The sequence below is a fragment of the Pseudomonas sp. BB438 genome (genome assembly GCF_057180225.1).
Map to the genome: position 1 here is coordinate 2,330,506 of NZ_CM170001.1, position 23,289 is coordinate 2,353,794.

Annotated in this window: 18 protein-coding genes and 3 tRNA genes; 12 read left to right on the forward strand and 9 right to left on the reverse strand. The window is 61.9% G+C overall.

The window, feature by feature from the left end; all coding sequences use genetic code 11:
- Window positions 1-98: 98 nt before the first annotated feature.
- On the forward strand, window positions 99-1,160 hold the full coding sequence (locus AC1ZV1_RS10970) for an OmpA family protein (protein ID WP_484296732.1): 1,062 nt from the start codon (window positions 99-101) through the stop codon (window positions 1,158-1,160).
- A 246-nt stretch (window positions 1,161-1,406) separates the two neighbouring features.
- Here the strand turns inward: AC1ZV1_RS10970 and AC1ZV1_RS10975 are convergent, their stop codons facing one another.
- From AC1ZV1_RS10975 to acnB, 4 genes are all read right to left on the reverse strand, one after another.
- Window positions 1,407-1,901 carry a hypothetical protein gene (locus AC1ZV1_RS10975; RefSeq protein WP_484296733.1) on the reverse strand — a complete coding sequence of 165 codons (495 nt, stop codon included), beginning with the start codon at window positions 1,899-1,901 and terminating at the stop codon, window positions 1,407-1,409.
- 716 nt (window positions 1,902-2,617) lie between these two features.
- On the reverse strand, window positions 2,618-3,046 hold the full coding sequence (locus tag AC1ZV1_RS10980; protein ID WP_484296734.1) for a thioesterase family protein: 429 nt from the start codon (window positions 3,044-3,046) through the stop codon (window positions 2,618-2,620).
- Window positions 3,047-3,169: 123 nt separating this feature from the next.
- The gene (locus tag AC1ZV1_RS10985; protein WP_484296735.1) at window positions 3,170-3,862 is read right to left on the reverse strand and encodes a polysaccharide lyase family 7 protein; all 693 of its coding nucleotides are present in this window, start codon (window positions 3,860-3,862) and stop codon (window positions 3,170-3,172) included.
- A 573-nt stretch (window positions 3,863-4,435) separates the two neighbouring features.
- A complete protein-coding gene (acnB, locus tag AC1ZV1_RS10990; RefSeq protein ID WP_484296736.1) occupies window positions 4,436-7,045 on the reverse strand; it encodes a bifunctional aconitate hydratase 2/2-methylisocitrate dehydratase in 2,610 nt (869 codons plus the stop codon).
- 382 nt (window positions 7,046-7,427) lie between these two features.
- Here acnB and AC1ZV1_RS10995 point away from each other — a divergent pair, with 382 nt between their 5' ends.
- Window positions 7,428-7,904, forward strand: a complete 477-nt coding sequence (locus AC1ZV1_RS10995; RefSeq protein WP_484296737.1) for a DUF1289 domain-containing protein — start codon at window positions 7,428-7,430, stop codon at window positions 7,902-7,904.
- Window positions 7,905-7,963: 59 nt separating this feature from the next.
- Here AC1ZV1_RS10995 and AC1ZV1_RS11000 read toward each other — a convergent pair whose 3' ends face one another.
- Entirely contained in the window at window positions 7,964-8,827 is an 864-nt protein-coding gene (locus tag AC1ZV1_RS11000) for a universal stress protein (protein WP_484296738.1), read from the reverse strand.
- A gap of 206 nt (window positions 8,828-9,033) precedes the next feature.
- On the opposite strand from AC1ZV1_RS11000, the gene AC1ZV1_RS11005 reads away from it, so the two are divergent.
- The gene (locus tag AC1ZV1_RS11005) at window positions 9,034-9,645 is read left to right on the forward strand and encodes a MiaE family protein (protein WP_484296739.1); all 612 of its coding nucleotides are present in this window, start codon (window positions 9,034-9,036) and stop codon (window positions 9,643-9,645) included.
- A 64-nt stretch (window positions 9,646-9,709) separates the two neighbouring features.
- Here the strand turns inward: AC1ZV1_RS11005 and AC1ZV1_RS11010 are convergent, their stop codons facing one another.
- From AC1ZV1_RS11010 to AC1ZV1_RS11020, 3 genes are all read right to left on the reverse strand, one after another.
- Window positions 9,710-11,038, reverse strand: coding sequence for an SPFH domain-containing protein (locus AC1ZV1_RS11010; RefSeq protein ID WP_484296740.1), 1,329 nt, complete (start codon window positions 11,036-11,038; stop codon window positions 9,710-9,712).
- Window positions 11,039-11,161: 123 nt separating this feature from the next.
- Window positions 11,162-11,884 carry a UDP-2,3-diacylglucosamine diphosphatase gene (lpxH, locus tag AC1ZV1_RS11015; protein ID WP_484296741.1) on the reverse strand — a complete coding sequence of 241 codons (723 nt, stop codon included), beginning with the start codon at window positions 11,882-11,884 and terminating at the stop codon, window positions 11,162-11,164.
- A gap of 4 nt (window positions 11,885-11,888) precedes the next feature.
- A complete protein-coding gene (locus tag AC1ZV1_RS11020; RefSeq protein WP_081516469.1) occupies window positions 11,889-12,395 on the reverse strand; it encodes a peptidylprolyl isomerase in 507 nt (168 codons plus the stop codon).
- A 121-nt stretch (window positions 12,396-12,516) separates the two neighbouring features.
- Between AC1ZV1_RS11020 and AC1ZV1_RS11025 the strand changes: the two genes are divergently transcribed.
- Together AC1ZV1_RS11025 and cysS are read left to right on the forward strand one after the other, a co-directional pair.
- The gene (locus AC1ZV1_RS11025; RefSeq protein ID WP_484297542.1) at window positions 12,517-14,199 is read left to right on the forward strand and encodes a glutamine--tRNA ligase/YqeY domain fusion protein; all 1,683 of its coding nucleotides are present in this window, start codon (window positions 12,517-12,519) and stop codon (window positions 14,197-14,199) included.
- Between the two features lie 3 nt (window positions 14,200-14,202).
- Window positions 14,203-15,591, forward strand: a complete 1,389-nt coding sequence (gene cysS / locus AC1ZV1_RS11030) for a cysteine--tRNA ligase (RefSeq protein WP_484296742.1) — start codon at window positions 14,203-14,205, stop codon at window positions 15,589-15,591.
- A 62-nt stretch (window positions 15,592-15,653) separates the two neighbouring features.
- Here the strand turns inward: cysS and folD are convergent, their stop codons facing one another.
- Window positions 15,654-16,508 (reverse strand): bifunctional methylenetetrahydrofolate dehydrogenase/methenyltetrahydrofolate cyclohydrolase FolD, encoded by an 855-nt coding sequence (gene folD / locus AC1ZV1_RS11035; protein WP_484296743.1) that lies wholly within the window; start codon window positions 16,506-16,508, stop codon window positions 15,654-15,656.
- 262 nt (window positions 16,509-16,770) lie between these two features.
- On the opposite strand from folD, the gene AC1ZV1_RS11040 reads away from it, so the two are divergent.
- From AC1ZV1_RS11040 to clpX, 7 genes are all read left to right on the forward strand, one after another.
- Window positions 16,771-16,847: transfer RNA gene (locus tag AC1ZV1_RS11040), tRNA-Arg, on the forward strand.
- A gap of 31 nt (window positions 16,848-16,878) precedes the next feature.
- Window positions 16,879-16,954, forward strand: a tRNA-His gene (locus AC1ZV1_RS11045).
- Between the two features lie 579 nt (window positions 16,955-17,533).
- Complete coding sequence (locus AC1ZV1_RS11050) at window positions 17,534-19,390, forward strand: reverse transcriptase domain-containing protein (protein ID WP_484296744.1); 1,857 nt, start codon at window positions 17,534-17,536, stop codon at window positions 19,388-19,390.
- A 39-nt stretch (window positions 19,391-19,429) separates the two neighbouring features.
- Window positions 19,430-19,513 (forward strand) — tRNA-Leu (locus tag AC1ZV1_RS11055).
- 322 nt (window positions 19,514-19,835) lie between these two features.
- On the forward strand, window positions 19,836-21,146 hold the full coding sequence (gene tig / locus AC1ZV1_RS11060; protein WP_484296745.1) for a trigger factor: 1,311 nt from the start codon (window positions 19,836-19,838) through the stop codon (window positions 21,144-21,146).
- 93 nt (window positions 21,147-21,239) lie between these two features.
- Window positions 21,240-21,878: an ATP-dependent Clp endopeptidase proteolytic subunit ClpP gene (clpP, locus tag AC1ZV1_RS11065; RefSeq protein WP_081516473.1), complete on the forward strand. Its 639-nt coding sequence runs from the start codon at window positions 21,240-21,242 to the stop codon at window positions 21,876-21,878.
- A 107-nt stretch (window positions 21,879-21,985) separates the two neighbouring features.
- Complete coding sequence (gene clpX / locus AC1ZV1_RS11070; RefSeq protein WP_017519553.1) at window positions 21,986-23,266, forward strand: ATP-dependent Clp protease ATP-binding subunit ClpX; 1,281 nt, start codon at window positions 21,986-21,988, stop codon at window positions 23,264-23,266.
- Window positions 23,267-23,289 lie beyond the last annotated feature (23 nt).

The following is a 23,289-nucleotide window of genomic DNA, read 5'->3' on the forward strand; positions in this document are numbered from 1 at the left end:
ATTGTCTCTCTGTTTGGCAAGTTCTGATAAACTTGCCACCCAAGTTGTACGGCCTCTGGTTAGACAACTTATTGACCACCAAGATGGGGATTTAACGGATGAAACTGAAGAACACCTTAGGCGTCGTAGTTGGCTCGCTGATCGCCTCCGCCGCTGTCAATGCGTTCGCTCAAGGCCAGGGCGCCGTGGAAGTCGAAGCATTCGGCAAGCGCTACTTCACCGACAGCACCCGCAACATGAAGAACGCGGACCTGTACGGCGGCTCCGTTGGTTACTTCCTGACCGACGACGTCGAGCTGGCTCTGTCCTATGGTGAATACCACGACGTACGTGGCACCTACGAGACCGGCAACAAGAAGGTCCATGGCAACCTGAGCACTCTGGATGCCATCTACCACTTCGGCACTCCGGGTGCTGGCAACCTGCGTCCGTACGTTTCCGCAGGTATCGGCCACCAGAGCCTGACCAACATCAGCGATGCCAACGGCAGCCGTCAGAACCTGACCATGGCCATGATCGGCACCGGCCTGAAGTACTACTTCACCGACAACTTCTACGCCAAAGCTAGCCTCGACGGCCAGTACGGCCTGGAGCAGCGTCAGAACGGTCACCAGGGCGAGTGGATGGCTGGCCTGGGCGTTGGTATGAACTTCGGTGGCGGCGCCAAGCCGGCCCCGGCTCCCGAGCCGGTTGCTGAAGTTTGCTCCGACTCCGACAACGACGGCGTCTGCGACAACGTCGACAAGTGCCCGAACACTCCGGCCAACGTTACCGTTGACGCCAACGGCTGCCCGGCTGTTGCCGAAGTCGTACGCGTACAGCTGGACGTGAAGTTCGACTTCGACAAGTCCAAGGTTAAAGAGAACAGCTACGCTGACATCAAAAACCTGGCTGACTTCATGAAGCAGTACCCGTCCACCTCCACCACCGTTGAAGGCCACACCGACTCCGTCGGCACCGACGCCTACAACCAGAAGCTGTCCGAGCGTCGTGCCAACGCCGTTCGTGACGTACTGGTCAACGAGTACGGTGTTGAAGGCGGCCGTGTGAACGCTGTTGGTTACGGTGAGTCCCGTCCGGTTGCTGACAACGCAACTGCCGAAGGCCGCGCTGTTAACCGCCGCGTAGAAGCCGAAGTAGAAGCCCAGGCCAAGCAGTAATAGCCTGAGCTCCTGAGAGAAACCCGGCCTAGGCCGGGTTTTTCTTTGCCTGCAGAAAAGTAAGGTTCAGGCGCTGCGGGCGAGGATTGGCTGTTGCGCCGCAGGCGGAGATGGCCCGATGCCCATGTCTCATGCGGTGTTCGGAGTTGATCGCCGTGCCTTCCCTCTCGCCCCTGCTGGCGGCCGGCGGCTGCAGGTCGGCCTACTGGCATGTCTCGCTGGTGATGACGGTCCCCTGGGCGATGGCTAATGGGCGGCGGCCAGGGCTTCGCGCACGTGGGTCTGGTCGGATGGCGATTGCGCCTGCTTGGTGCGGGCGCCCCACAGGGCCTTGGTGCGCCCGTTGCGCATCGTATCGAACTGCTCGATGGCGCTCCGGGCCGAGAATTGCTCGCCATTCCCGTGAGCGGCGACCTCGGTGTTCGGCACTGGTGGTTTCACGTGGCCGGGCAGCGGGTTGGACAGGCTGCCGGCCTCGCGGCCGTCATCGCGTTGGGCTGGTCGATGAGAGAGAAGGGGGTGGCACCGGGGCGGCCGGTCTGCCCAGTGGCCCAGCACAGGCTGATCATCGCGCTGTTCTTCGCGCTGCCGACGCCGGACTGGTTGAGGCTCACGCACCAGAGCGAGACGAACGAGGGTGCCTTGCGGATCGGGCGATGCGTCGCTGGTCGTCCACGGCGATGCTGCGGGTTCCGCCATGGTCCGAGGACCTTGGTCGCGCACCAGGGCTTTCAGTTCCACCAAGTCCTCGTTGTGGGCATCGATGAGGCCTCGGCCGATCCAGCCGTCCCGGAGCAGGGGGCTGGATGTCGAGGAGCAGCGGGAGCTTGGTGCCGGGCAGGATTGTCACGTGCAGGTCGGCTGGTTCAGCGGTGTCGGTGACGCGCGGTTCGATGACAATCAGCTTCATTTCCCGGCGATGCGCGCGGGCCTGTTCCCGGCGGCGGAACCGATCGGTTGGATATAGGCCATGTTGCTGCCGGTGATTATCACGCAATCGGCCAGTTCGATGGCCTGGTAGCTGCAGGGTGGGCGTCGACGCCCGGCTTGCGCTTGTGAGGCGGCATTGGCGGACGGAAGTTGGCCTGGCGCGCTATCGCCAGCCATTGCTCCTCGTCATAGGCCTGCATGGCCAGGCGCAGGTTGCTTGCGTAGGTGGTGCCCCAGGGGCCGCTCCAGCCTAGCTGGTCGTGAGCCAGGTGCTTTCCGGAACCTTGACCGGGCGAGGATGTAGCCCGCGGTGTGGCAGTCGTTGCAACCGGCGACCTGTACCCGATAGCGGCCGCGCTGGACTGTATCGGTATCTGCCGCCTGGGCGTTGGAGAATAGGGAAAGGAAGGGCAGGTAGAGACAACCGGACAGCGCGCCCACCCGCAGGAAGGACGGCATGCTGGGATCTCCTCTGAAGGCTGATGGGGGCGACTCCAGAGGTACCGCGCCGCCGCTTCGCTTGCCGCTCAGGCGACCCAGTTGACGTTAGGGAAGGTGTCGCGGAATGCCTCGGGAATCGGTGCGACCTTGCCGGCTTTGTAGTCGAAGAACACGAAACCGGACTTGGCCATGGCCACCAGGGTGTCATCCGCCGGGCGGGTGATGCGGAAGATGATGTCGCCGCCGTACTTGTTGAAGTCCATGACGCCGACCTCGAATAGCAGCTGGTCGCGTGCGTGGGCCTCGGCACGGTAGGTGGTGGCGAGGTCGGTGACGATGATGCCGGTCTCGCGGATGCCGTAGTCGAACAGGAAGCGTGCGCGGGCCTCGGAGATCATCGAGATCATCGAATCGTTGCCCAGGTGGTTGGCGCCGTTGATGTCGGTGACGCGAACGGTGAGCTTGGTTTCGTAGATGAAGAGTTCTTCGGGGAATTCCAGTTTAAGGCGGGCCATGGTGCTCTCGATGACAATGCGGTGCGGCAGCGCGGTGGATTGTGCGGTGAAGGATGCGGGCGTGCCGCGCATTCTACGCGCAGTCCGCCCGCCCCGCGCCTCATCAGGTCACTGAATGACGGATCAGCGGTGCGCCGAGTTCAGGTGGAAGACGGTCACCCGTGCGCCTTCGCTGCTGTTGCCGTAGTTATCGTTGATGTAGGCGCCGGCCTTGAAGTAGAGCAGTTGCTTGGACCAGGTGGTGCTGAGGATCTTGCGGTAGTAATTGGCGCGCCCATCGGACGTCTCCACGCGGATCGCCAGGTTGCCGACCGACGTGACGCGCAGGCTGTAGTTGAAGCTCTGGTCCAGGGCGACGTTGTCGATCAGCGGGACATTGATGCTGGCGCTGTCATCAGGATGGTTGCGCACCAGGGCTTCCAGGCGCCCGCTTCCCAGGGTGGGCAGGTAGTGGTACTGCAGCTTGACCAGCGGCTCGCCGTTGCCGGTGTAGGGTGAGCGGCTGTGGATCTGGCCGATGATGATCTTGTTCTTCGAGGGCACCTGCTGGACGCTCATGGTCACGCGCAGCTCGTTGTCGCCCTGGTTGTAGTACCAGTTGGAGACTTCGCCGTTGGACAGGGTCTCGCGCAGTTCGCTGCGTGGATAGACGCTGTCGGACGTGTGCGAGCCGGTGACCGGCACCCAGAACACCACCTGGCTGCCGCCGCGCTGGAAGTAGCGGCTCTGGTAGCCGCGGGCGATCTGCTCGGTGCTGACTTCGGTGGGGCTGGGGTCGGTGGGAACGCTGAGGTTCCAGGTGGTGAGATCAATCATGGGCTTGCCCTTGCTGTGCCGCGCCGGCGGCGAGGTCGGGTGGCGCCGAGGTGCCTAGCCAGCGGCGGCCACTGCGATGCGCCATCGAACCCTGCCGATGACGCTCCGGGGCCCGGCTTGAAGACCGGGCGGCCGCAGCATAGGGCGTTGCGGGCAAAGAAGGGGCCAGCTAAGCGGCTGGCGAATTGATCGCGCCTGGCCGCCGCTGGCCGTTGGCCTTCTCGACCTTTTAGCCGCGGCGCCTATGTCGATTGATGTTGTCGGGGCGATCCGCCGTTGGATCGCAGGTGTCTGGAGTCGAGCAAGCGCTGTGCCAGTGGCAATGCGGAAAAAAGAAGCCCCGCCATGGAGGGCGGGGCGCAGAGGAAGGGAGCGCACCTCTGGAGGGTTCCACAAGGGCACCTGAGCACGGATATCGGCAGGAGCCTGCTGTTCACCATAGACTCGGTGGCCCGGGGCGCAACCGGTCAATAAGTATTAGGCCCATCGTTAGGGTAGGGCGGGAGCGCTCTATTTCGGGGTTGGAAAAGAAAAGCCCCGCACGAGGCGGGGCTTTTCGTCACGCTAGGCGTCTCAGACCTGGACGGCCGGGATCTTCGCGTTGGCTGCAGCTTCGCGGAACTCGGCGATCTGGTCGAAGCTCAGGTAGCGGTAGATGTCGGCAGACATGCTGTCGATGTCCTTCGCGTAGGCCATGTACTCTTCGACGGTCGGCAGCTTGCCGATGATCGAGGATACGGCGGCCAGCTCGGCGGATGCCAGGAACACGTCGGTGGCGTCGCCCAGACGGTTCGGGAAGTTACGGGTCGAGGTGGAGACCACGGTCGAGCCGGTCTGTACGCGAGCCTGGTTACCCATGCACAGCGAGCAGCCCGGCATTTCCATGCGCGCGCCAGCCTTGCCGTAGATGCCGTAGTAGCCTTCTTCGGTCAGTTGATGGGCGTCCATCTTGGTCGGCGGAGCCAGCCACAGACGGGTCGGAATGCCACCCTTCACTTTGTCCAGCAGTTTGCCGGCAGCGCGGAAGTGACCGATGTTGGTCATGCAGGAACCGATGAAGACTTCATCGATCTTGCGGCCTTGAACGCTGGACAGCAGGCGGGCGTCGTCCGGGTCGTTCGGAGCGCAGAGTACCGGCTCCTTGACGTCTGCCAGGTCAATCTCGATGACCGCGGCGTACTCGGCGTCCTTGTCGGCTTCCAGCAGTTGCGGGTTGGCCAGCCAGGCTTCCATCGCCTGCGCGCGGCGCTCGAGGGTGCGGGCGTCGCCGTAGCCTTCGCCGATCATCCAACGCAGCAGGGTGATGTTGGACTTCAGGTACTCGGCGATAGCCTCTTCCGGCAGCTTGATGGTGCAACCGGCAGCCGAACGCTCGGCGGAGGCGTCGGACAGCTCGAAGGCTTGTTCGACGGTCAGGTCGTTCAGGCCTTCGATCTCGAGGATGCGGCCAGAGAAGATGTTCTTCTTGCCCTTCTTCTCGACGGTCAGAAGGCCAGCCTGGATGGCGTAGTAGGGGATCGCATGGACCAGGTCGCGCAGGGTGATGCCCGGTTGCAGCTTGCCCTTGAAGCGCACCAGGACCGATTCCGGCATGTCCAGCGGCATGACGCCGGTGGCAGCGGCGAAGGCGACCAGGCCGGAACCGGCCGGGAAGCTGATGCCGATCGGGAAGCGGGTGTGCGAGTCGCCGCCGGTGCCGACGGTGTCAGGCAGCAGCATGCGGTTCAGCCAGCTGTGGATGATGCCGTCGCCCGGACGCAGGGAAACACCGCCGCGGGTCATGATGAAGTCCGGCAGGGTGTGGTGGGTCTTGACGTCGATCGGTTTCGGATAAGCAGCGGTGTGGCAGAAGGACTGCATCACCAGGTCGGCGGAGAAGCCCAGGCAAGCCAGGTCTTTCAGCTCGTCGCGGGTCATCGGGCCGGTGGTGTCCTGGGAGCCGACGGTGGTCATCTTCGGTTCGCAGTAGGTGCCCGGACGCACGCCCTGACCTTCGGCCAGACCGCAGGCGCGGCCAACCATCTTCTGGGCGAGGGTGAAACCCTTGCCGCTGTCGGCCGGCGCTTCCGGCTTCTTGAACAGGTCAGACGGAGCCAGACCCAGCTCGGCGCGGGCCTTCTCGGTCAGGCCGCGGCCAACGATCAGCGGGATACGGCCGCCGGCGCGGACTTCGTCCAGCAGAACAGGGGTCTTCAGCTCGAAGGTGGTGACCACTTCGCCGCTGTCATGACGCACGACCTTGCCTTCGTACGGGTACACGTCGATGACGTCGCCCATGGCCAGGTTGGTGCAGTCGAACTCGATCGGCAGGGCGCCGGCGTCTTCCATGGTGTTGTAGAAGATCGGGGCGATCTTGGTGCCGAAGCAGAAGCCGCCGGCACGCTTGTTCGGAACGTAGGGGATGTCGTCGCCGAAGAACCACAGCACCGAGTTGGTGGCGGATTTGCGGGACGAACCGGTGCCGACCACGTCACCGACGTAGGCAACCGGGAAGCCTTTGGCTTTAACGGCTTCGATCTGCTTCAGCGGACCGATGGAGCCCGGCTGGACCGGCTCGATGCCGTCGCGGGCCATTTTCAGCATGGCCAGGGCATGCAGCGGGATGTCAGGACGCGACCAGGCGTCCGGAGCAGGGGACAGGTCGTCGGTGTTGGTTTCGCCGGGGACCTTGAACACGGTCAGGGTCAGCTTCTCGGCGACGGCCGGACGGGCCTTGAACCACTCGCCGTCGGCCCAGGATTGCAGCACGGCCTTGGCGGCGGCGTTACCTTTCTTGGCGCGCTCGGCGACGTCGTGGAAGGCATCGAACATCAGCAGGGTGTGCTTCAGCTGCGCGGCGGCGACTTCCGCCAGCTCGGCGTTGTCCAGCAGCTCGACCATGGTGGCGATGTTGTAGCCGCCTTGCATGGTACCCAGCAGCTCGAGGGCGCGGGTCTTGGACAGCAGCGGGGAAGTGGCTTCACCCTTGGCGACGGCGGACAGGAAACCGGCCTTGACATAGGCGGCTTCATCCACGCCCGGCGGTACGCGGTTGGTGATCAGGTCGAGGAGAAATTCTTCTTCGCCGGCCGGCGGGTTCTTCAGGAGTTCGACCAGACCTGCGGTCTGTTCGGCGTTCAGCGGCTGGGGCACGACGCCCTGGGCGGCACGCTCTTCTACGTGTTTGCGATAGGCTTCAAGCACAGTATTTCCCTCATCAGTGGTCCCGGAGGACGCGTATCCAGGAGACCCCTCCGATCCATTCGTCAGGCATGGTGGACGGTAATCCACTGACCTACGACGGCACCGGCGATCTCCGGGCAGAAGCTGTTTTCAAAGTTTTACGCCGGTGGGGCCTGGGACGTGAGGGACTGGGCGCTTGAGGGAGGCGCCCAGACCGCGCGGCTGCCGGAATCTGTGCTTCGTGACGCTTTGAAAACAGCTTCTTTCGGACAATGACGCCAAAAAGGCGCAGCCATTCTAATGGAATTAATGGGCCTTGGTAAGCCGATTTGCGTGGTGCCCGAGGGTGATCTTGCCTAGACAAAGGGCTAACATGCCCGCTTTGCCAGCCATCTGTTCAGCCATGTCTTCGCAACGCATCAAAACCCCCTGTGTCGGGCTCTGCTCGACGGTCTACGGCGACCTGGTCTGCCGTGGCTGCAAGCGTTTCCACCACGAAGTGGTGAACTGGAATCGCTACGGCGACGAGGAGAAACGGGCGGTCCTGAGCCGTCTGGAAGTCCTGCTGGCGCAGGTGATGATGGCCAAGCTGGAGGTGTTCGATGCGCCCCTGCTGCGCAGCCAGCTGGAGCAGCGGCAGATTCGCTTCGTGCCCGAGCAGTCGCCCTACTGCTGGGCCTACCAGCTGATCGCTCGCGGCTCGCGGATGATCAATCAGGTGGAAGCCTACGGCCTGGCGTTGCTGCCGGAGTTCCGGGATTGGCCGCTGCCGGACCTGCGCGACGCCATCGACAAGGAGTTCTTCATCCTCTCCGAGGCGCATTACGAGCGGTACATTGCACCGAGCTTCCTGGCCGAGGGGCTGGAATCACGGCTCTGAATTTTACGTGGCACTAAAAAAGCCGCCCGATGGGCGGCTTTTTTCGTCGGGACGCTGGATCACGCCTTGGCGACCAGTTCCTCCAGGTGGGCGATGATGTCGTCCGGCTTGAGAACCAGGATGTCGCTCTCGAGGGAGTCGAGCACCACTTCGGCGGTGTTGCCGATCAGCGCGCCGGACAACCCGGTGCGCGCCACGCTGCCGATCACCGTCACCGCTGCGTCGAGGTTGTGCGCCGCGCGTGGGATCAGCACGTCCGCCGGGCCTTCTTCGATGTGCAGGTGCTGGTCGTCGACGCCGTACTCGGCCTGGAAAGCCTTGCAGGCCTCGCGATACTTGGCCTCGATGGTTTCGCTGAGCTGGAAGGTCGGGTCGGCGGCCGAGAGCATCGGCGAGGGGTGCGCGCTGATCACATGCAGCTGGCCATGGGCGAGGCCGGCGATGTCGTAGGCGTGGCTGACGATCCCGGCATGCAGGGTGCGGTGCTCGATATCGTTGTTGCCCACATCCACGGCAGCAAGGATGTTGCGGCCGGCCCAGGGCAGGCTGGTCTTCACCAATAGCACCGGGGCAGGGCAGAAGCGCAGCAACTTCCAGTCATCCGGGGTGAGCAGAGCCTTCTTCAGCGGGTTGTCCGGGCTGTGCTGCTTGATCACCAGTCCGCAGCCTTCGGCTTGCTGCTCGACGATGATGGTCTGGTGCAGGTTGTCCTTCCAGGCCTGGCGACTGGAGGCACTGAAACCTTCCTGGCGCAGCACTTCGGCGACTTCCTCCAGCTTGGCGCTGTAGTCGGCGCGCCGCTCGCAGGCCAGCAGGTGCAGGTGCGACTGGGTCACGCTGGCGATCAGGCGGGCCCGTTTCAGCGCGAGACCTTCCGGCTGGTCCGGGTCCACGACTACGAGGATGCTACGGATGGCTTGCATGGTCGTCTCCCTTCGTGCGCGTTGTTTATGTGGAACAACTGTAGTCGGGATATCTCGTTCATGACGTTGAGGCATATCAACGCCGGAAGCTGGTTCCGCGCGGCGGCATTCGTATAATGCTCCGCCTTTATGACACCGGCCAGCGACGGGCGGGTGCGCCACGTGTTTGCGCGGCTGCGCGGCGGCCTGCGGGTTGGAGAGAGTACATGCTGTCTGAAATCAGGGAATTCCTCGGTTGTGCCACGCCGGATGCGTGGGTGGAAGCCGCGCTGCGGGATCAGGCGGTGATGCTGATCGACCACAAGAACAACGAGTTCAAGGCCGCCAGCACAGCCCTGGCCCTGATCGCCAAATACAGTGCCCACGAGGAGCTGGTGAACTTCATGTCGCGCCTCGCCCGCGAGGAATTGCGTCACCATGAGCAGGTGCTGGCGATCATGAAGAAGAGGGGTATCCCTTTGCGGCCGATCTCTGCCGGTCGCTACGCTTCCAGCCTGCGCACTGTGGTGCGCAACCACGAGCCGCAGAAACTCGTGGATACCCTGATCGTCGGTGCCTTCATCGAGTGCCGTAGCTGCGAGCGCTTCGCCGCGCTGGTGGACCATCTGGATGCCGACCTCGCCAAGTTCTACGGCTCTCTGCTCAAATCCGAGGCGCGGCACTTCCAGGGCTACCTGAGCCTGGCGCGCCGGTATGGCGATGATGCCGATATCGATCGCCGCGTGGCGGAGATCCGCGAGGTGGAGGCTGGTCTGATCCAGTCCCCGGACAGCGAGTTCCGATTCCACAGCGGTGTGCCGGTGGAGCAGGCGGCCTGAATCGTCCCCTGAAATGAAAAAAGCGCCCCGACGGGCGCTTTTTCTTTGATTCAATCGAGAAGACTCAGTCCTTCACCTTCAGGTCCAGGGCCAGGTCACGCGCGGCCTTGGTGGCCAGCACACCCATCAGTTGGCCGATCTCGTCCTGGCGGCTGCTGGCGCTGTTCTGCCCGCCGGCCATCATCACGCTCGGCACTGGTGCCTGAGCAGCGGCTTCGGCCCAGACCTTGTTGATGGCGATCAGCGCGTCCAGCTTGGGCTGCAGTGCGCCGTCCGCCTTGATGACCGCTTCACGGGCATAGGCCTCGGCGTCGGCGGTGATCTTGGTGGCCTGCGCGGTGACGGTAGCCTTGTCGCGCAGCAGTTCGGCGGTCTGCTTCTCGATCTCGGCGCGCTGCTTTTCGCGCTCGGCATTGATTACCGCCAGTTGCTTGTCGGTTTCCGCCTGGGTGGTGCGTTCGATCTGGTCGCGCAGGGTTTCCTGGCGCTTGGCTTCCACTTCCTTCTCGCCGCGGGCCGTGACCAGCAGCTTCTCTTCCTCTTCCTTCAGGCGGTTCTGGCGGGCAACAGCCAGCTCTGCCAGCGCCTGCTGCACCTTGACCATGCGCTGCTTGTACTGCGGGTTCGGGTCGACGTTGGTGATGCGCGCTTCCACCACTTCCACGCCGAACTTGCGGAATTGCTGCTGCTTGCGCACCGGGATGCCTTTGGAGTCGGTGACCTTCTCGGTGACGAACTGGCTGGCGTTGTTGTCGCCGAAGCTGCCCTGTTCGGTGCCGGCCTGGAGGATCGCGGTCTGGTGCGGCACTGCGCCACGCGGGCCGCGGACTTCCTTGCGCTTGATCAGGTACAGGCCGTCGTTGAGCTGGTTCTCGAACTCTGCGGCGAATTCGCTGCGGGCGCCGGCGTAGTAGTCGTCGGCGGTCATCAGCGAGGCGGTGGCCTGCAGGGTTTCCTTGATCGCCGGGACCAGCGCCGTGCGAATGAAGTTGTCCGGGTTGCGGTATTCCTGGGCCATCTTCAGGAACTGGTCGCCGCCGGGCAGGCGGAAGCGTGCCGAGGACTCGACCTTGGCGTCGACGTTGCCGAGGAAGACGATGGGGAAGGCTTCGATGGTGGCGCCCAGGGCGTCGTTGTCCGGGTTGTTGTCGTTCTCGTCCATCACCAGCACGGACTGCACGCTGATGGCTTTCTTCCAGGTGGTGGCGCGGCCGAACCATTTGGTGGCGTAGCCGACGTCGTCGACGATCTTCTCGTCGCCAAAGATGGTCCGTACGTGGGTCATGTAGCCGGCTTCGTTATAGAAGAAGATGCCGTTGAACAGGATGAAGGCGGCGCCGACCAGCGCCAGGGGCAGAGCACCGAACTTGATGAGGTTTCCCTTGCTGAACATGTTTCTTCCTTGATTGAGCAAACTGCAAATCCTCCTAAAGGCGACAGGTAGCGGTCAAGGAAAAATATCGGACAGTGCGGGCGGGTTAACGCCAAAGGGCCACCCTTGCGGTGGCCGTGTGCATCAGAGCGGGAAAGGCGCCTGTTGCAGACCCTCGCTGTCGGCCTCGAGAGCCCAGCCCTGGCTGTCCCAGTCACCGAGGACGATGCGCCGCGCGGGGCGGCCGTCGATTTCCAGTTCGTGAACGGCCGGGCGGTGGGTGTGCCCGTGGATCAGGATGCGTACGCCCTTGTCGCGCATGATCTTCTCCACTTCCGACGGTGTGACGTCGACGATCTCGCTGGCCTTCATGCGGGTCTGCGCGCGGCTTTCCTTGCGCAGCTTGCGCGCCAGATTGTAGCGGGTGGCCAGTGGCAGATGGCGCAGGATGAACAGGCTCAGCGGGTTGCGCAGCCAGCGACGCAGCTTCATGTAGGCCACGTCGAGGGTGCACAGGCTGTCGCCGTGCATCAGCAGGATCTTCTCGCCGCCGAGGTCGATCAGGCTCGGGTCGCGCAGCAGGGTGCAGCCCGCTTCGCGGCAGAAGGCCTGGCCGATGAGGAAGTCGCGGTTGCCGTGCATCAGGTAAATGCGCGTGCCGCTGTCGGACAGCTCGCGCAGGGCGCGGGCGATGGCGTGCTGGAACTCGTCCATGCCGTCGTCGCCGATCCAGGCTTCGAAGAAGTCGCCGAGGATGTATAGCGCCTCGGCCGTGCGGGCGCGGGTGGACAGGAAATGCAAGAACGCCCGGGTGATGTCCGGGCGTTCAGCTTCAAGATGCAGGTCCGAGATGAACAGGACGCTCATCGACTCACTCGCCGATGACTTCTGCTTTCTCGATGATCACGTCGTCGGCCGGTACGTCCTGGTGGCCGGAGCGCATGGTGGTGGCGACGGTCTTGATCTTGTTGACCACGTCCATGCCGTCCTTCACTTCACCAAACACGCAGTAGCCCCAGCCCTGCACGGTCGGCGCGCTGTGGTTGAGGAAATCGTTGTCGGCGACGTTGATGAAGAACTGCGCGCTGGCCGAATGCGGCTCCATGGTGCGGGCCATGGCGACGGTACCGATCTTGTTGCCGACGCCGTTGTTGGCTTCGTTCTTGATCGATTTGCGGGTGGACTTCTGCTTCATGCCCGGCTCGAAACCGCCGCCCTGGATCATGAAATTGTTGATCACACGGTGGAACACGGTGTTGTCGTAATGGCCGGCCTTCACGTATTCCTTGAAGTTGGCGACGGTTTCGGGCGCCTTGTCATCGAACAGTTCAAGGGTGATATCGCCGAAGTTGGTCTGCAGTTTGACGGTGGTAGTCATCAGGGAATTCCGCTCTTTGGAAAAATCGAAGGCCTGTCAGGGGGTTGACAGCTTCGGCTATGATAAGCGCTTTGGTTTGGCTGGCCTACCCTGGCCGAACACCAGCATGATCAAGGACACCATGAGCAAGCCTACCGCCGATACGAAAGAAGCCACTGTTGCCGCCAACTTCCTGCGCCCGATCGTTGCGGCCGACCTGGAAAGTGGCAAGCACCAGAAGATCGTCACCCGCTTCCCGCCGGAGCCCAACGGGTACCTGCACATCGGCCACGCCAAGTCCATCTGTCTGAACTTCGGCCTGGCCAAGGAGTTCGGCGGTGACTGCCACCTGCGCTTCGACGACACCAATCCGGCGAAGGAAGACCAGGAATACATCGACGCCATCGAGGCCGATGTGAAATGGCTGGGCTTCGAGTGGGCTGGTCAGGTGCGCTATGCATCCAACTACTTCGACCAGTTGCATGACTGGGCGGTGGACCTGATCAAGGCCGGCAAGGCGTTCGTCTGCGACCTGAACGCCGAGGAAATGCGCGCCTACCGTGGCTCGCTCACCGAGCCGGGCAAGAATAGCCCGTTCCGTGAGCGTTCGGTGGATGAGAACCTGGACCTGTTCGCCCGCATGAAAGCCGGCGAGTTCCCGGACGGCGCCCGTTCGCTGCGCGCGAAGATCGACATGGCTTCGCCGAACATCAATTTGCGCGACCCGATCCTCTATCGTATCCGCCATGCGCATCACCACCAGACCGGCGACAAGTGGTGCATCTACCCCAGCTACGACTTCACCCATGGTCAGTCGGACGCCATTGAGGGCATCACCCACTCCATCTGCACCCTGGAGTTCGAGGATCACCGCCCGCTGTACGAGTGGTTCCTGGCCAACCTGCCGGTCCCGGCCCAGCCGCGCCAGTACGAATTCGCGCGTCTGAACCTGAACTACACCATCACCAGCAAGCGCAAGCTCAAGCAACTGGTCGATGAAAACCACGTGAATGGCTGGGACGACCCGCGCATGTCGACCCTCTCCGGCTACCGCCGCCGCGGCTACACCCCAGCGTCGATCCGCGCCTTCTGCGACATGATCGGTGTGAACCGCGCGGGCGGCGTGGTGGACATCGGCATGCTGGAATTCGCCATCCGTGACGATCTGGATGCCAATGCCGGCCGTGCCATGTGCGTACTCAAGCCGCTGAAGGTGGTCATCACCAACTATCCGGAAGGCCAGGTCGAGAGCCTGGAGCTGCCGCGACATCCGAAGCAGGACATGGGCGTGCGCGTGCTGCCGTTCAGCCGCGAGATCTACATCGACGCCAGTGACTTCGAGGAAGTCCCGCCGGCCGGTTACAAGCGCCTGGTTCCGGGCGGCGAAGTGCGCCTGCGCGGCAGCTACGTGATCCGCGCCGACGAAGCGATCAAGGATGCTGCCGGCAATATCGTCGAACTGCGTTGCAGCTACGACGAGAACACCCTGGGCAAGAACCCCGAGGGCCGCAAGGTCAAGGGCGTGATCCATTGGGTGCCGGCCGCCGAGAGCGTCGAGTGCGAAGTGCGCCTGTACGACCGTTTGTTCCGCTCCCCCAACCCGGAGAAATCGGAAGAGGGCGGCAGCTTCCTCGACAACATCAACCCGGAGTCCCTGGTAGTGCTCAAGGGCTGCCGCGCCGAGCCGTCGCTGGCCAGCGCCACTGCCGAGGATCGCTTCCAGTTCGAGCGCGAGGGCTACTTCTGCGCCGATGCCAAGGACTCCAGGGCTGATGCTCTGGTCTTCAACCGCACCGTGACCCTGCGCGACTCCTGGGGGCAGTAAGGGATGGCTGACTTGCAGATCTATAGCACGCTGTCCAAGACCAAGGACGCCTTCAAACCGCTGGTGGGCAACCAGGTGCGCATGTACGTGTGCGGCATGACCGTATACGACTTCTGCCACATCGGCCACGCCCGCGTGATGGTGGCGTTCGACGTCATCGCCCGCTGGCTGCGCCATCGCGGCTATGACCTGACCTACGTGCGCAACATCACCGACATCGACGACAAGATCATCCGTCGCGCCCAGGAGAACGGCGAATCGTTCGAAGACCTGACCGCCCGCATGATCGCCGCGATGCACGAGGACGAGGCGCGCCTGTCGGTCCTGCGTCCGGACATCGAGCCGCGTGCCACCGGCCACATCGCCGGTATGCACGAGATGATCCAGACCCTGATCGACAAGGGCTACGCCTACGCCCCGGGCAACGGCGACGTCTACTACCGGGTCGGCAAATTCGCCGGCTACGGCAAGCTGTCGCGCAAGAAGATCGAGGACCTGCGCATCGGCGCTCGCATCGAGGTCGACGAATCCAAGGAAGACCCGCTGGACTTCGTGCTCTGGAAGGGCGCCAAGCCAGGCGAGCCGAGCTGGGAGTCGCCGTGGGGTGCCGGCCGTCCGGGTTGGCACATCGAGTGCTCGGTGATGTCCACCTGCTGCCTGGGCGAGACTTTCGACATCCACGGCGGCGGCCCGGACCTGGTGTTCCCGCACCACGAGAACGAGATCGCCCAGAGCGAGGCGGCCACCGGCAAACTCTACGCGGCCAGCTGGATGCACGCCGGTGCGGTGCGCGTGGATGGCGAGAAGATGTCCAAGTCCCTGGGCAACTTCTTCACCATTCGCGAAGTGCTGGAGAAATACCACCCTGAAGTCGTGCGCTTCCTGCTGGTGTCCAGTCACTACCGTAGCCCGATCAACTATTCCGAGGACAACCTGAAGGAAGCCAAGGGCGCACTGGAGCGTTTCTACACCGCGCTGCGTGGTCTGCCGCAGGCGGCTGCCGCGGGCGGTGAGGCGTTCGTCGAGCGCTTCGGCGCGGCGATGGATGACGATTTCGGTACACCGGAAGCGGTGGCGGTGCTGTTCGAGATGGTCCGCGAGGTCAATCGCCTGCGCGAAAGCGAGCCTGCAGCGGCTGCTGCACTTGCGGCGCGTGTGCGTGAGCTGGGTGCGCTGCTGGGAGTTCTGCAGCTGGACGCCGACGAGTTCCTCCAGGCCGGCGCTACCGGCAAGGTCGACGCGGCGCAGGTCGAGGCACTGATCCAGGCTCGCCTGGATGCCCGTGCGGCGAAGAACTGGGGCGAATCCGATCGCATCCGCGACGAGCTGACCGCTCTGGGTGTGGTGCTGGAAGACGGCAAGGGCGGTACTACCTGGCGTCTCGCCGAGTAACAGCCCTCTGAAAATGAAAAGGCCGCTGATCAGCGGCCTTTTTCTTGCTCGTCGAATACCTGTCAGGTGTGCAGGTGTTCGGCGGCGTACAGGGTGTTTTCCAGCAGGCAGGCGCGGGTCATCGGGCCGACGCCGCCCGGCACCGGGGTGATCCAGCTGGCGCGCTCGGCGGCTATGTCGTACTCCACGTCGCCTACCAGCTTGCCGTCGGCCTGGCGGTTGATCCCTACGTCGATGACGATGGCGCCTTCCTTGATCCACTCGCCCTTGACCAGGCCCGGCTTGCCGGCGGCCACGACCACGAGGTCGGCGCGGCGTACATGCTCGGCCAGGTCGCGGGTGAAGCGGTGGGTCACGGTGACGGTGCAGCCGCCCAGCAGCAGCTCTAGCGCCATGGGGCGGCCGACGATGTTCGATGCGCCGACGACCACTGCGTCCATGCCGTACAGGTCGACGCCGGTGCTTTGCAGCAGGGTCATGATGCCTTTCGGGGTGCAAGGACGCAGCAGCGGGATGCGCTGGGCCAGGCGGCCGATGTTGAAGGGGTGGAAGCCGTCCACGTCCTTGTCCGGGCTGATGCGCTCCAGCAACTGGGAGGCATCGAGATGGGCGGGGAGGGGGAGCTGGACGAGGATGCCGTCAATGGCCGGGTCGGCGTTCAGGCGGTCAATCAGCGCCAGCAGGTCTTCCTGAGTGGTGCTGGCGGGTAGGTCGTACGCCTGGGAGAGGAAGCCGACCTCTTCACAGTCCTTGCGCTTGTGCGCGACATAGACCTGAGAGGCGGGGTCGCTGCCGACCAGGATCACAGCCAGGCCGGGGATGCGCAGTCCTTGCTGGCGGCGTTCATTGACGCGTTGGCCAATCTGCTGGCGGAGGCTGGCGGCGATCGCTTTGCCGTCGATCAGTTTTGCAGTCATGTCGGGGGGATAACCATTAAGGCGGGTGAAAAGAAGGCGCGCATTTTCGCATGCTGCCTCCATAAGGCAAAGGCGGGAGCCCCTGATTTGGCGTAACTCCTTTATCTCTTTGAATTTTTTTTAAAAAAGTTGTTGACGGGGTATGGCCTCATCGATAACATGCGCCCCGCTTGCCGAGCACAGCCTGAAACACGAAAGAGGCGGTGCCAACCGATTCAGTGGTTTCACTGGGTCTGCTTAGCAAGGGTTGCAGCCACATAAAGCGCCCGTAGCTCAGCTGGATAGAGCATCCGCCTTCTAAGCGGATGGTCGCAGGTTCGAGTCCTGCCGGGTGCGCCATGTGGCGTTCGGTACAAGCAAATGTAATATGGTGGGCGTAGCTCAGTTGGTAGAGCACAGGATTGTGGCTCCTGGTGTCGTGGGTTCGATTCCCATCGTCCACCCCATATTCCGAAGCGCCAGGCCCAGAGCCTGGCGTTTTCGTTTCTGCGGTACCCTGCGGACGTGGTGAAATTGGTAGACACGCTGGATTTAGGTGTGCGCCGATGTGGCGTCTGAGACGTAAGGCAAGGATTGCCTAGCCCTGGAAGAAAGGGCTTAAAGCAGCGACTTACCCAGAGCCGAAAGGCCGATGGGGACAATAGCATGTCGTGAAAGCTGTGGTGAGGGGAGGCTTGGCCCCGAGAAGTCACAGCGAGCTAACGCAGAAACGGTAAAAGCTATACTGCCTGAACTCCAGTTCTGAGCGGGGGTTTCTGCCCCCAATGGGAAACAAGCCTGTGACCCATTCGTCAGAGATTTTGAGATAGAACCTAAGTCTCGAAATTCTTCCCTTCTGACGCGCAGCCCCAATGAGGGGAGTCAAGGAACGAACAGAGTACCGTCCTCTGCCGCACCGTCTCATTCTGTAACTTCGGGATGACCTACGTCGGGAAACCGATATGGTCACGGAGCCTTCGTAGTACCTGCTCGTCGGGGAAGGGAGGCAGGTTGTACCTGTCGAATGAACGGAATGGGTGAGCCGGATGGCTTCAACAGCTTATGACAGACTCGACAATCTTCGGAAGCTGAACGCGCGTGGCGGCTGGGTCAACAAAGACCTATATCGCTTGCTGTTCAGGCCCGAACTCCACATTCTCGCTTACGAGAAAATCAAGTCAGCCCCTGGCAACATGACCAAGGGGGTGGACGGGCAGACCATCGATGGCTTTTCCCTGAAAATCATCTCAGGGCTCGTCGACGAACTGCGGGAAGAGAGCTACCAGCCTCAGCCCGCGCTTCGGGTCTATATCCCCAAGAAGGATGGGAAGAAACGCCCGCTCGGAATTCCCTCTGTTAAGGATAAGGTCGTCCAGGAAAGTGTCAGGCTAATCCTTGAGTGCATCTACGACGCCCCCGAAAGCCCAGTTTTCTGCGGGAGCAGCCATGGGTTCAGGGAGGGTCGCAGCACGCACTCTGCCTTGGAAGGTGTCTGTAAGCACTGGAGCGGGACTAAATGGTTCATCGAAGGGGACATCAAAAGCTTCTTCGACGAAATCGACCACGAAATCCTAATCCAGCTGCTGCGCAAGCGCATTGACGATGACAGGTTCATCAACCTCATCCGAAAATTCCTAAAGGCGGGGTATCGCGAAGACGGACAGCTCAAAGCGACCAGAAAGGGCACCCCGCAAGGGGGCATCATTAGCCCTATGCTCGCCAACATCTACCTCCACGAATTCGACGTTTGGGCCGAAGAACTCTGCGCATCCCTCACCAGAGGTGAGAAGCGGAGGCCGAATCCTGAATACCGGAGCGTAGTGAGGAAGAAGAGCTACCTACTCAAGAAGTGCGCGGGGAGGCCCGAGGGGGCTGACCTAGAAAGGCTCAGAACGCTCGACGCGGAGCTAATGACTTTGCCAGCAAACGACCAATACGACCCGGACTTCGTCCGAGTTAGGTACGTGCGATATGCAGATGACTGGCTCATCGGCATCACTGGCAGCAAAGGGTTGGCCAGCGAGGTGAGGGACAGGGCGAAGGATTACCTTCTCCAGAATCTCAAGCTCGAGCTGAGCCTAGAGAAAACCAAGATCACGCACTGCTCCGATAGAGCGCGGTTCTTGGGGTTCCTGATCGGGGCTCCCGTATACCGACAGGCTCTCAGGCGGAAGCTCAAGGCTGAAGGTGTAAGCCACACGTTCCAGAGACGTGCGGGCGGCGCCAACATCCGGCTATGGATCGATCAAGACGAAGTGATGGGATCGCTGAGAAGCGAGCGCTTCATTAAATCGAAAATTGACAAGCCCTTTGCGATATCCAAGCGCAGCTATGTCCACCTCGATCCTGACGAGATCGTGTCGCGGTACAACGCGGTCAAGAGAGGGTGGTGGAACTACTATCGACCCGCGATGAACATCCGGTTCCTCGGATACATCGACCACCTAATGCGGCTCTCGCTGGCGAAAACGCTGGCGCACAAATACCGAACCTCCATGAAGCAACAATTCAGGAAGCGAGGTAGGAGCTTGCGGGTGATGCGGGATGTCAACGGGAAGGCGAAAATTACCCAGTATTGGGAGTGTTCCTACGCTCGCGATCTTTGGGCCTTTCATGCCGCTCCCCGCGACCCGCAGTCCCTTTACGTTCGCTTCACCCGCAGGGTGAAGTCGAAACTGCTCCTGCGATGCTGCGTTTGCGGTGCCGACGACGGCATCCAGATGCACCACGTGCGGCACCTGCGGAAAGGGGGGAAGGTAGCGGTAAAGGGGTTCAACCACATCATGGCGCAAATCAACCGGAAGCAAATTCCGGTGTGCCATGAGTGCCACGTCCTAATTCACGCCGGAAAATACGACGGTAAGTCTTTGAAAGACTTGCACTTCAATCCGGTGGTGGTATGATGCCCGTTCTAAATGGGCGGTTCATGCCGCACGTATTAGGCGGAAGTGGTGAAATGGCAGACACGCTGGTTTTAGGTACCAGTGCCGAAAGGTGTGTGGGTTCGAGTCCCACCTTCCGCACCAGTTTGTCAGCCTCGAACTACTTCTCCGAGGAGTACGACCGGAGAGCCGTATGCGGTGAAAGTCGCACGTACGGTTCGGAGGAAACTTGCTGTCGCCTACAGCCTGTGAAGGTATGGCATGGCCTGTGATCCTACTCCAGTGGCGCAAGCTGTGAGAGTTCGAGTCTCTCCGTCCGCACCATCTTCTTTCCATAAGCTCTCGCATCCGTGAATTCCCGCAGCTTCCAGTCAGGGTGACTTCTGCATTTCTAGCTACTAGAATGCTTGCCCTTGATTCTGGGAGCCGGAAGGACCGGCTTACGTCTGTGCCACGAGGAATATCCATGCAAGTTTCCGTTGAAAGCACCTCCGCTCTTGAGCGCCGCATGACCGTTGGCGTGCCGGCCGAGCGTATCGAGACCGAAGTCAACAAGCGTCTGCAGCAGACCGCTCGTCGCGCCAAGGTTCCTGGCTTCCGTCCCGGCAAGGTGCCGATGAGCGTGATCCGTCAGCGCTACGAAGCCGCCGCTCGTCAGGAAGCCCTCGGTGACCTGATCCAGGAAACCTTCTACGAAGCCGTGGTCGAGCAGAAGCTGAACCCGGCCGGTGCTCCTTCCGTCGAGCCGAAAGTGTTCGAGAAGGAGAAGGGCCTCGAGTACATCGCTACCTTCGAGGTCTTCCCCGAATTCCAGGTTGCCGGTTTCGACGGCATCAAGGTCGAGCGCCTGCAGGCCGATGTGGCTGACGCCGACCTCGACAACATGCTGGACATCCTGCGCAAGCAGAACACCCGTTTCGAAGTCGTTGATCGCGCCGCTCAGAATGATGACCAGGTGAACATCGACTTTGTCGGCAAGATCGACGGCGAAGCCTTCGCAGGCGGTTCCGCCAAGGGCACCCTGCTGGTGCTGGGCTCCGGTCGCATGATCCCGGGCTTCGAAGAAGGCCTGGTGGGCGCCAAGGCTGGTGAAGAGCGTGTTCTGAACGTGACCTTCCCTGAGGACTACCAGAACCTGGACCTGGCCGGCAAAGCCGCCGAGTTCACCGCTACCGTCAACAGCGTTGCCGAGCCGAAGCTGCCGGAGCTGAACGAAGAGTTCTTCGCTCTGTTCGGGGTCAAGGAAAGCACCCTGGAAGGTTTCCGCACCGAAGTTCGCAAGAACATGGAGCGTGAGTTGCGTCAGGCCATCAAGTCCAAGGTGAAGAACCAGGTGATGGAAGGTCTGGTCGAAACCAATCCGATCGAAGTACCGAAAGCCCTGATCAGCAACGAAGTCAATCGTCTGCGCGTCCAGGCTGTCCAGCAGTTCGGCGGCAACATCAAGCCTGACCAACTGCCGGCCGAGCTGTTCGAAGAACAGGCCAAACGCCGCGTCGTGCTGGGTCTGATCGTTGCCGAGCTGGTCAAGCAGCATGAGTTGAAGGCTGATGAAGCCCGCGTTCGCGAAATGATCGAAGAGATGGCTTCCGCTTATCAGGAGCCGGAACAAGTTGTTGCCTGGTACTACAAGAACGACCAGCAACTGAACGAAGTTCGTTCGGTTGTACTGGAAGAACAAGTTGTAGATACTGTCCTGCAGAAGGCCAATGTGACCGACAAGCAGGTATCCTACGAAGACGCGGTCAAGCCTGCAGAAGCTCCGCAAGCGGCCTGATCCAGCGCTTCGTTCGATTGTCACAAGCCAGCCTTCGGGCTGGCTTGTGCGTCTATAGAGACATGACTTTTTATTAGGGAGTGATCGTCGGACATGCATAATCCTTATATGCCGCAAGTTCCGAACATTCAGGCTGCTGGTGGTCTGGTGCCGATGGTGGTGGAGCAGTCCGCCCGCGGTGAGCGTTCCTACGACATCTATTCGCGCCTCCTGAAGGAGCGGATCATCTTCCTGGTCGGCCAGGTCGAGGACTACATGGCCAACCTCGTGGTGGCCCAGTTGCTGTTCCTCGAGGCCGAGAACCCGGACAAGGACATCCACCTCTATATCAACTCCCCGGGTGGTTCGGTGACCGCTGGCATGTCGATCTACGACACCATGCAGTTCATCAAGCCCGACGTGTCCACCATCTGTGTGGGCCAGGCGTGCAGCATGGGCGCCCTGCTGCTGGCTGGCGGTGCCGCTGGCAAGCGCTACTGCCTGCCGCATTCGCGCATGATGATCCATCAGCCGCTGGGCGGCTTCCAGGGCCAGGCCTCGGACATCGAGATCCATGCCAAGGAAATTCTCTTCATCAAGGAGCGCCTGAACCAGGTGCTGGCGCACCACACCGGCCAGCCGCTGGACGTCATCGCCCGCGATACCGACCGTGACCGCTTCATGAGCGGCGACGAGGCCGTCAAATACGGTCTGATCGATCAGGTCTTCACTCAGCGTCCTTCCGCTAGCTGAGTCTCTCCGCAGTACCGCGGCCGGTAATCCGGCCGCTCGCGGGCTTGAAAATGCCTGCGAATGCCTTCATCTTGTCCTTCACGTATATCCCCGATTGGAACGATCGAATGACTGACACCCGCAACGGCGAGGACAACGGCAAGCTGCTGTATTGCTCCTTCTGCGGCAAGAGCCAGCACGAAGTGCGCAAGTTGATTGCCGGCCCCTCGGTCTTTATCTGCGACGAGTGCGTCGACCTGTGCAATGACATCATCCGTGAGGAGGTGCAGGAAGCACAGGCTGAGAGCAGTGCGCACAAGCTTCCGGCGCCGAAAGAGATCCGCACCATCCTCGATCAGTACGTGATCGGCCAGGAACGTGCCAAGAAAACCCTGGCAGTAGCGGTGTACAACCACTACAAGCGCCTGAACCAGCGCGAGCGCAAGGACGACGTCGAACTGGGCAAGAGCAACATCCTGCTGATCGGGCCGACCGGCTCGGGCAAGACCCTGCTCGCCGAGACCCTGGCGCGTCTGCTCAATGTTCCGTTCACCATCGCCGACGCCACCACCCTCACCGAGGCTGGCTACGTGGGTGAGGACGTCGAGAACATCATCCAGAAGCTGCTGCAGAAGTGCGACTACGACGTCGAGAAGGCCCAGATGGGCATCGTCTATATCGACGAAATTGACAAGATCTCGCGCAAATCCGACAACCCGTCGATCACCCGCGACGTGTCCGGCGAAGGCGTTCAGCAGGCCCTGCTGAAGCTGATCGAAGGCACCGTGGCTTCCGTACCGCCTCAGGGCGGCCGCAAGCACCCGCAGCAGGAATTCCTGCAGGTCGACACCCGTAACATCCTGTTCATCTGCGGTGGCGCGTTCGCTGGCCTGGAAAAGGTCATCCAGAACCGCTCCACCAAGGGCGGCATCGGCTTCAATGCCGAGGTTCGCAGTCAGGAAGCGGGCAAGAAGGTCGGCGAAGCGCTGCGTGAGGTCGAGCCGGAAGATCTGGTGAAATTCGGTCTTATCCCCGAGTTCGTCGGTCGCCTGCCGATCATCGCGACCCTCGACGAACTGGACGAGCCTGCGCTGATGCAGATTCTGACCGAGCCGAAGAACGCGCTGACCAAGCAGTACGCCAAGCTGTTCGAGATGGAAGGTGTGGACCTCGAGTTCCGCCCGGACGCGCTGAAGGCCGTCGCTCGTCGTGCGCTGGAGCGCAAGACCGGTGCTCGTGGCCTGCGTTCGATCCTCGAAGGCATCCTGCTCGATACCATGTACGAGATCCCCTCGCAGAACGATGTCAGCAAGGTGGTGATCGACGAAAGCGTGATCGAGGGCTCCTCCCAGCCGCTGCTGATCTACGAGAACAGCGAGCAGCCGGCCAAGGCTGCACCTGACGCCTGAAACCAGAAGGGGCCCTAGGGCCC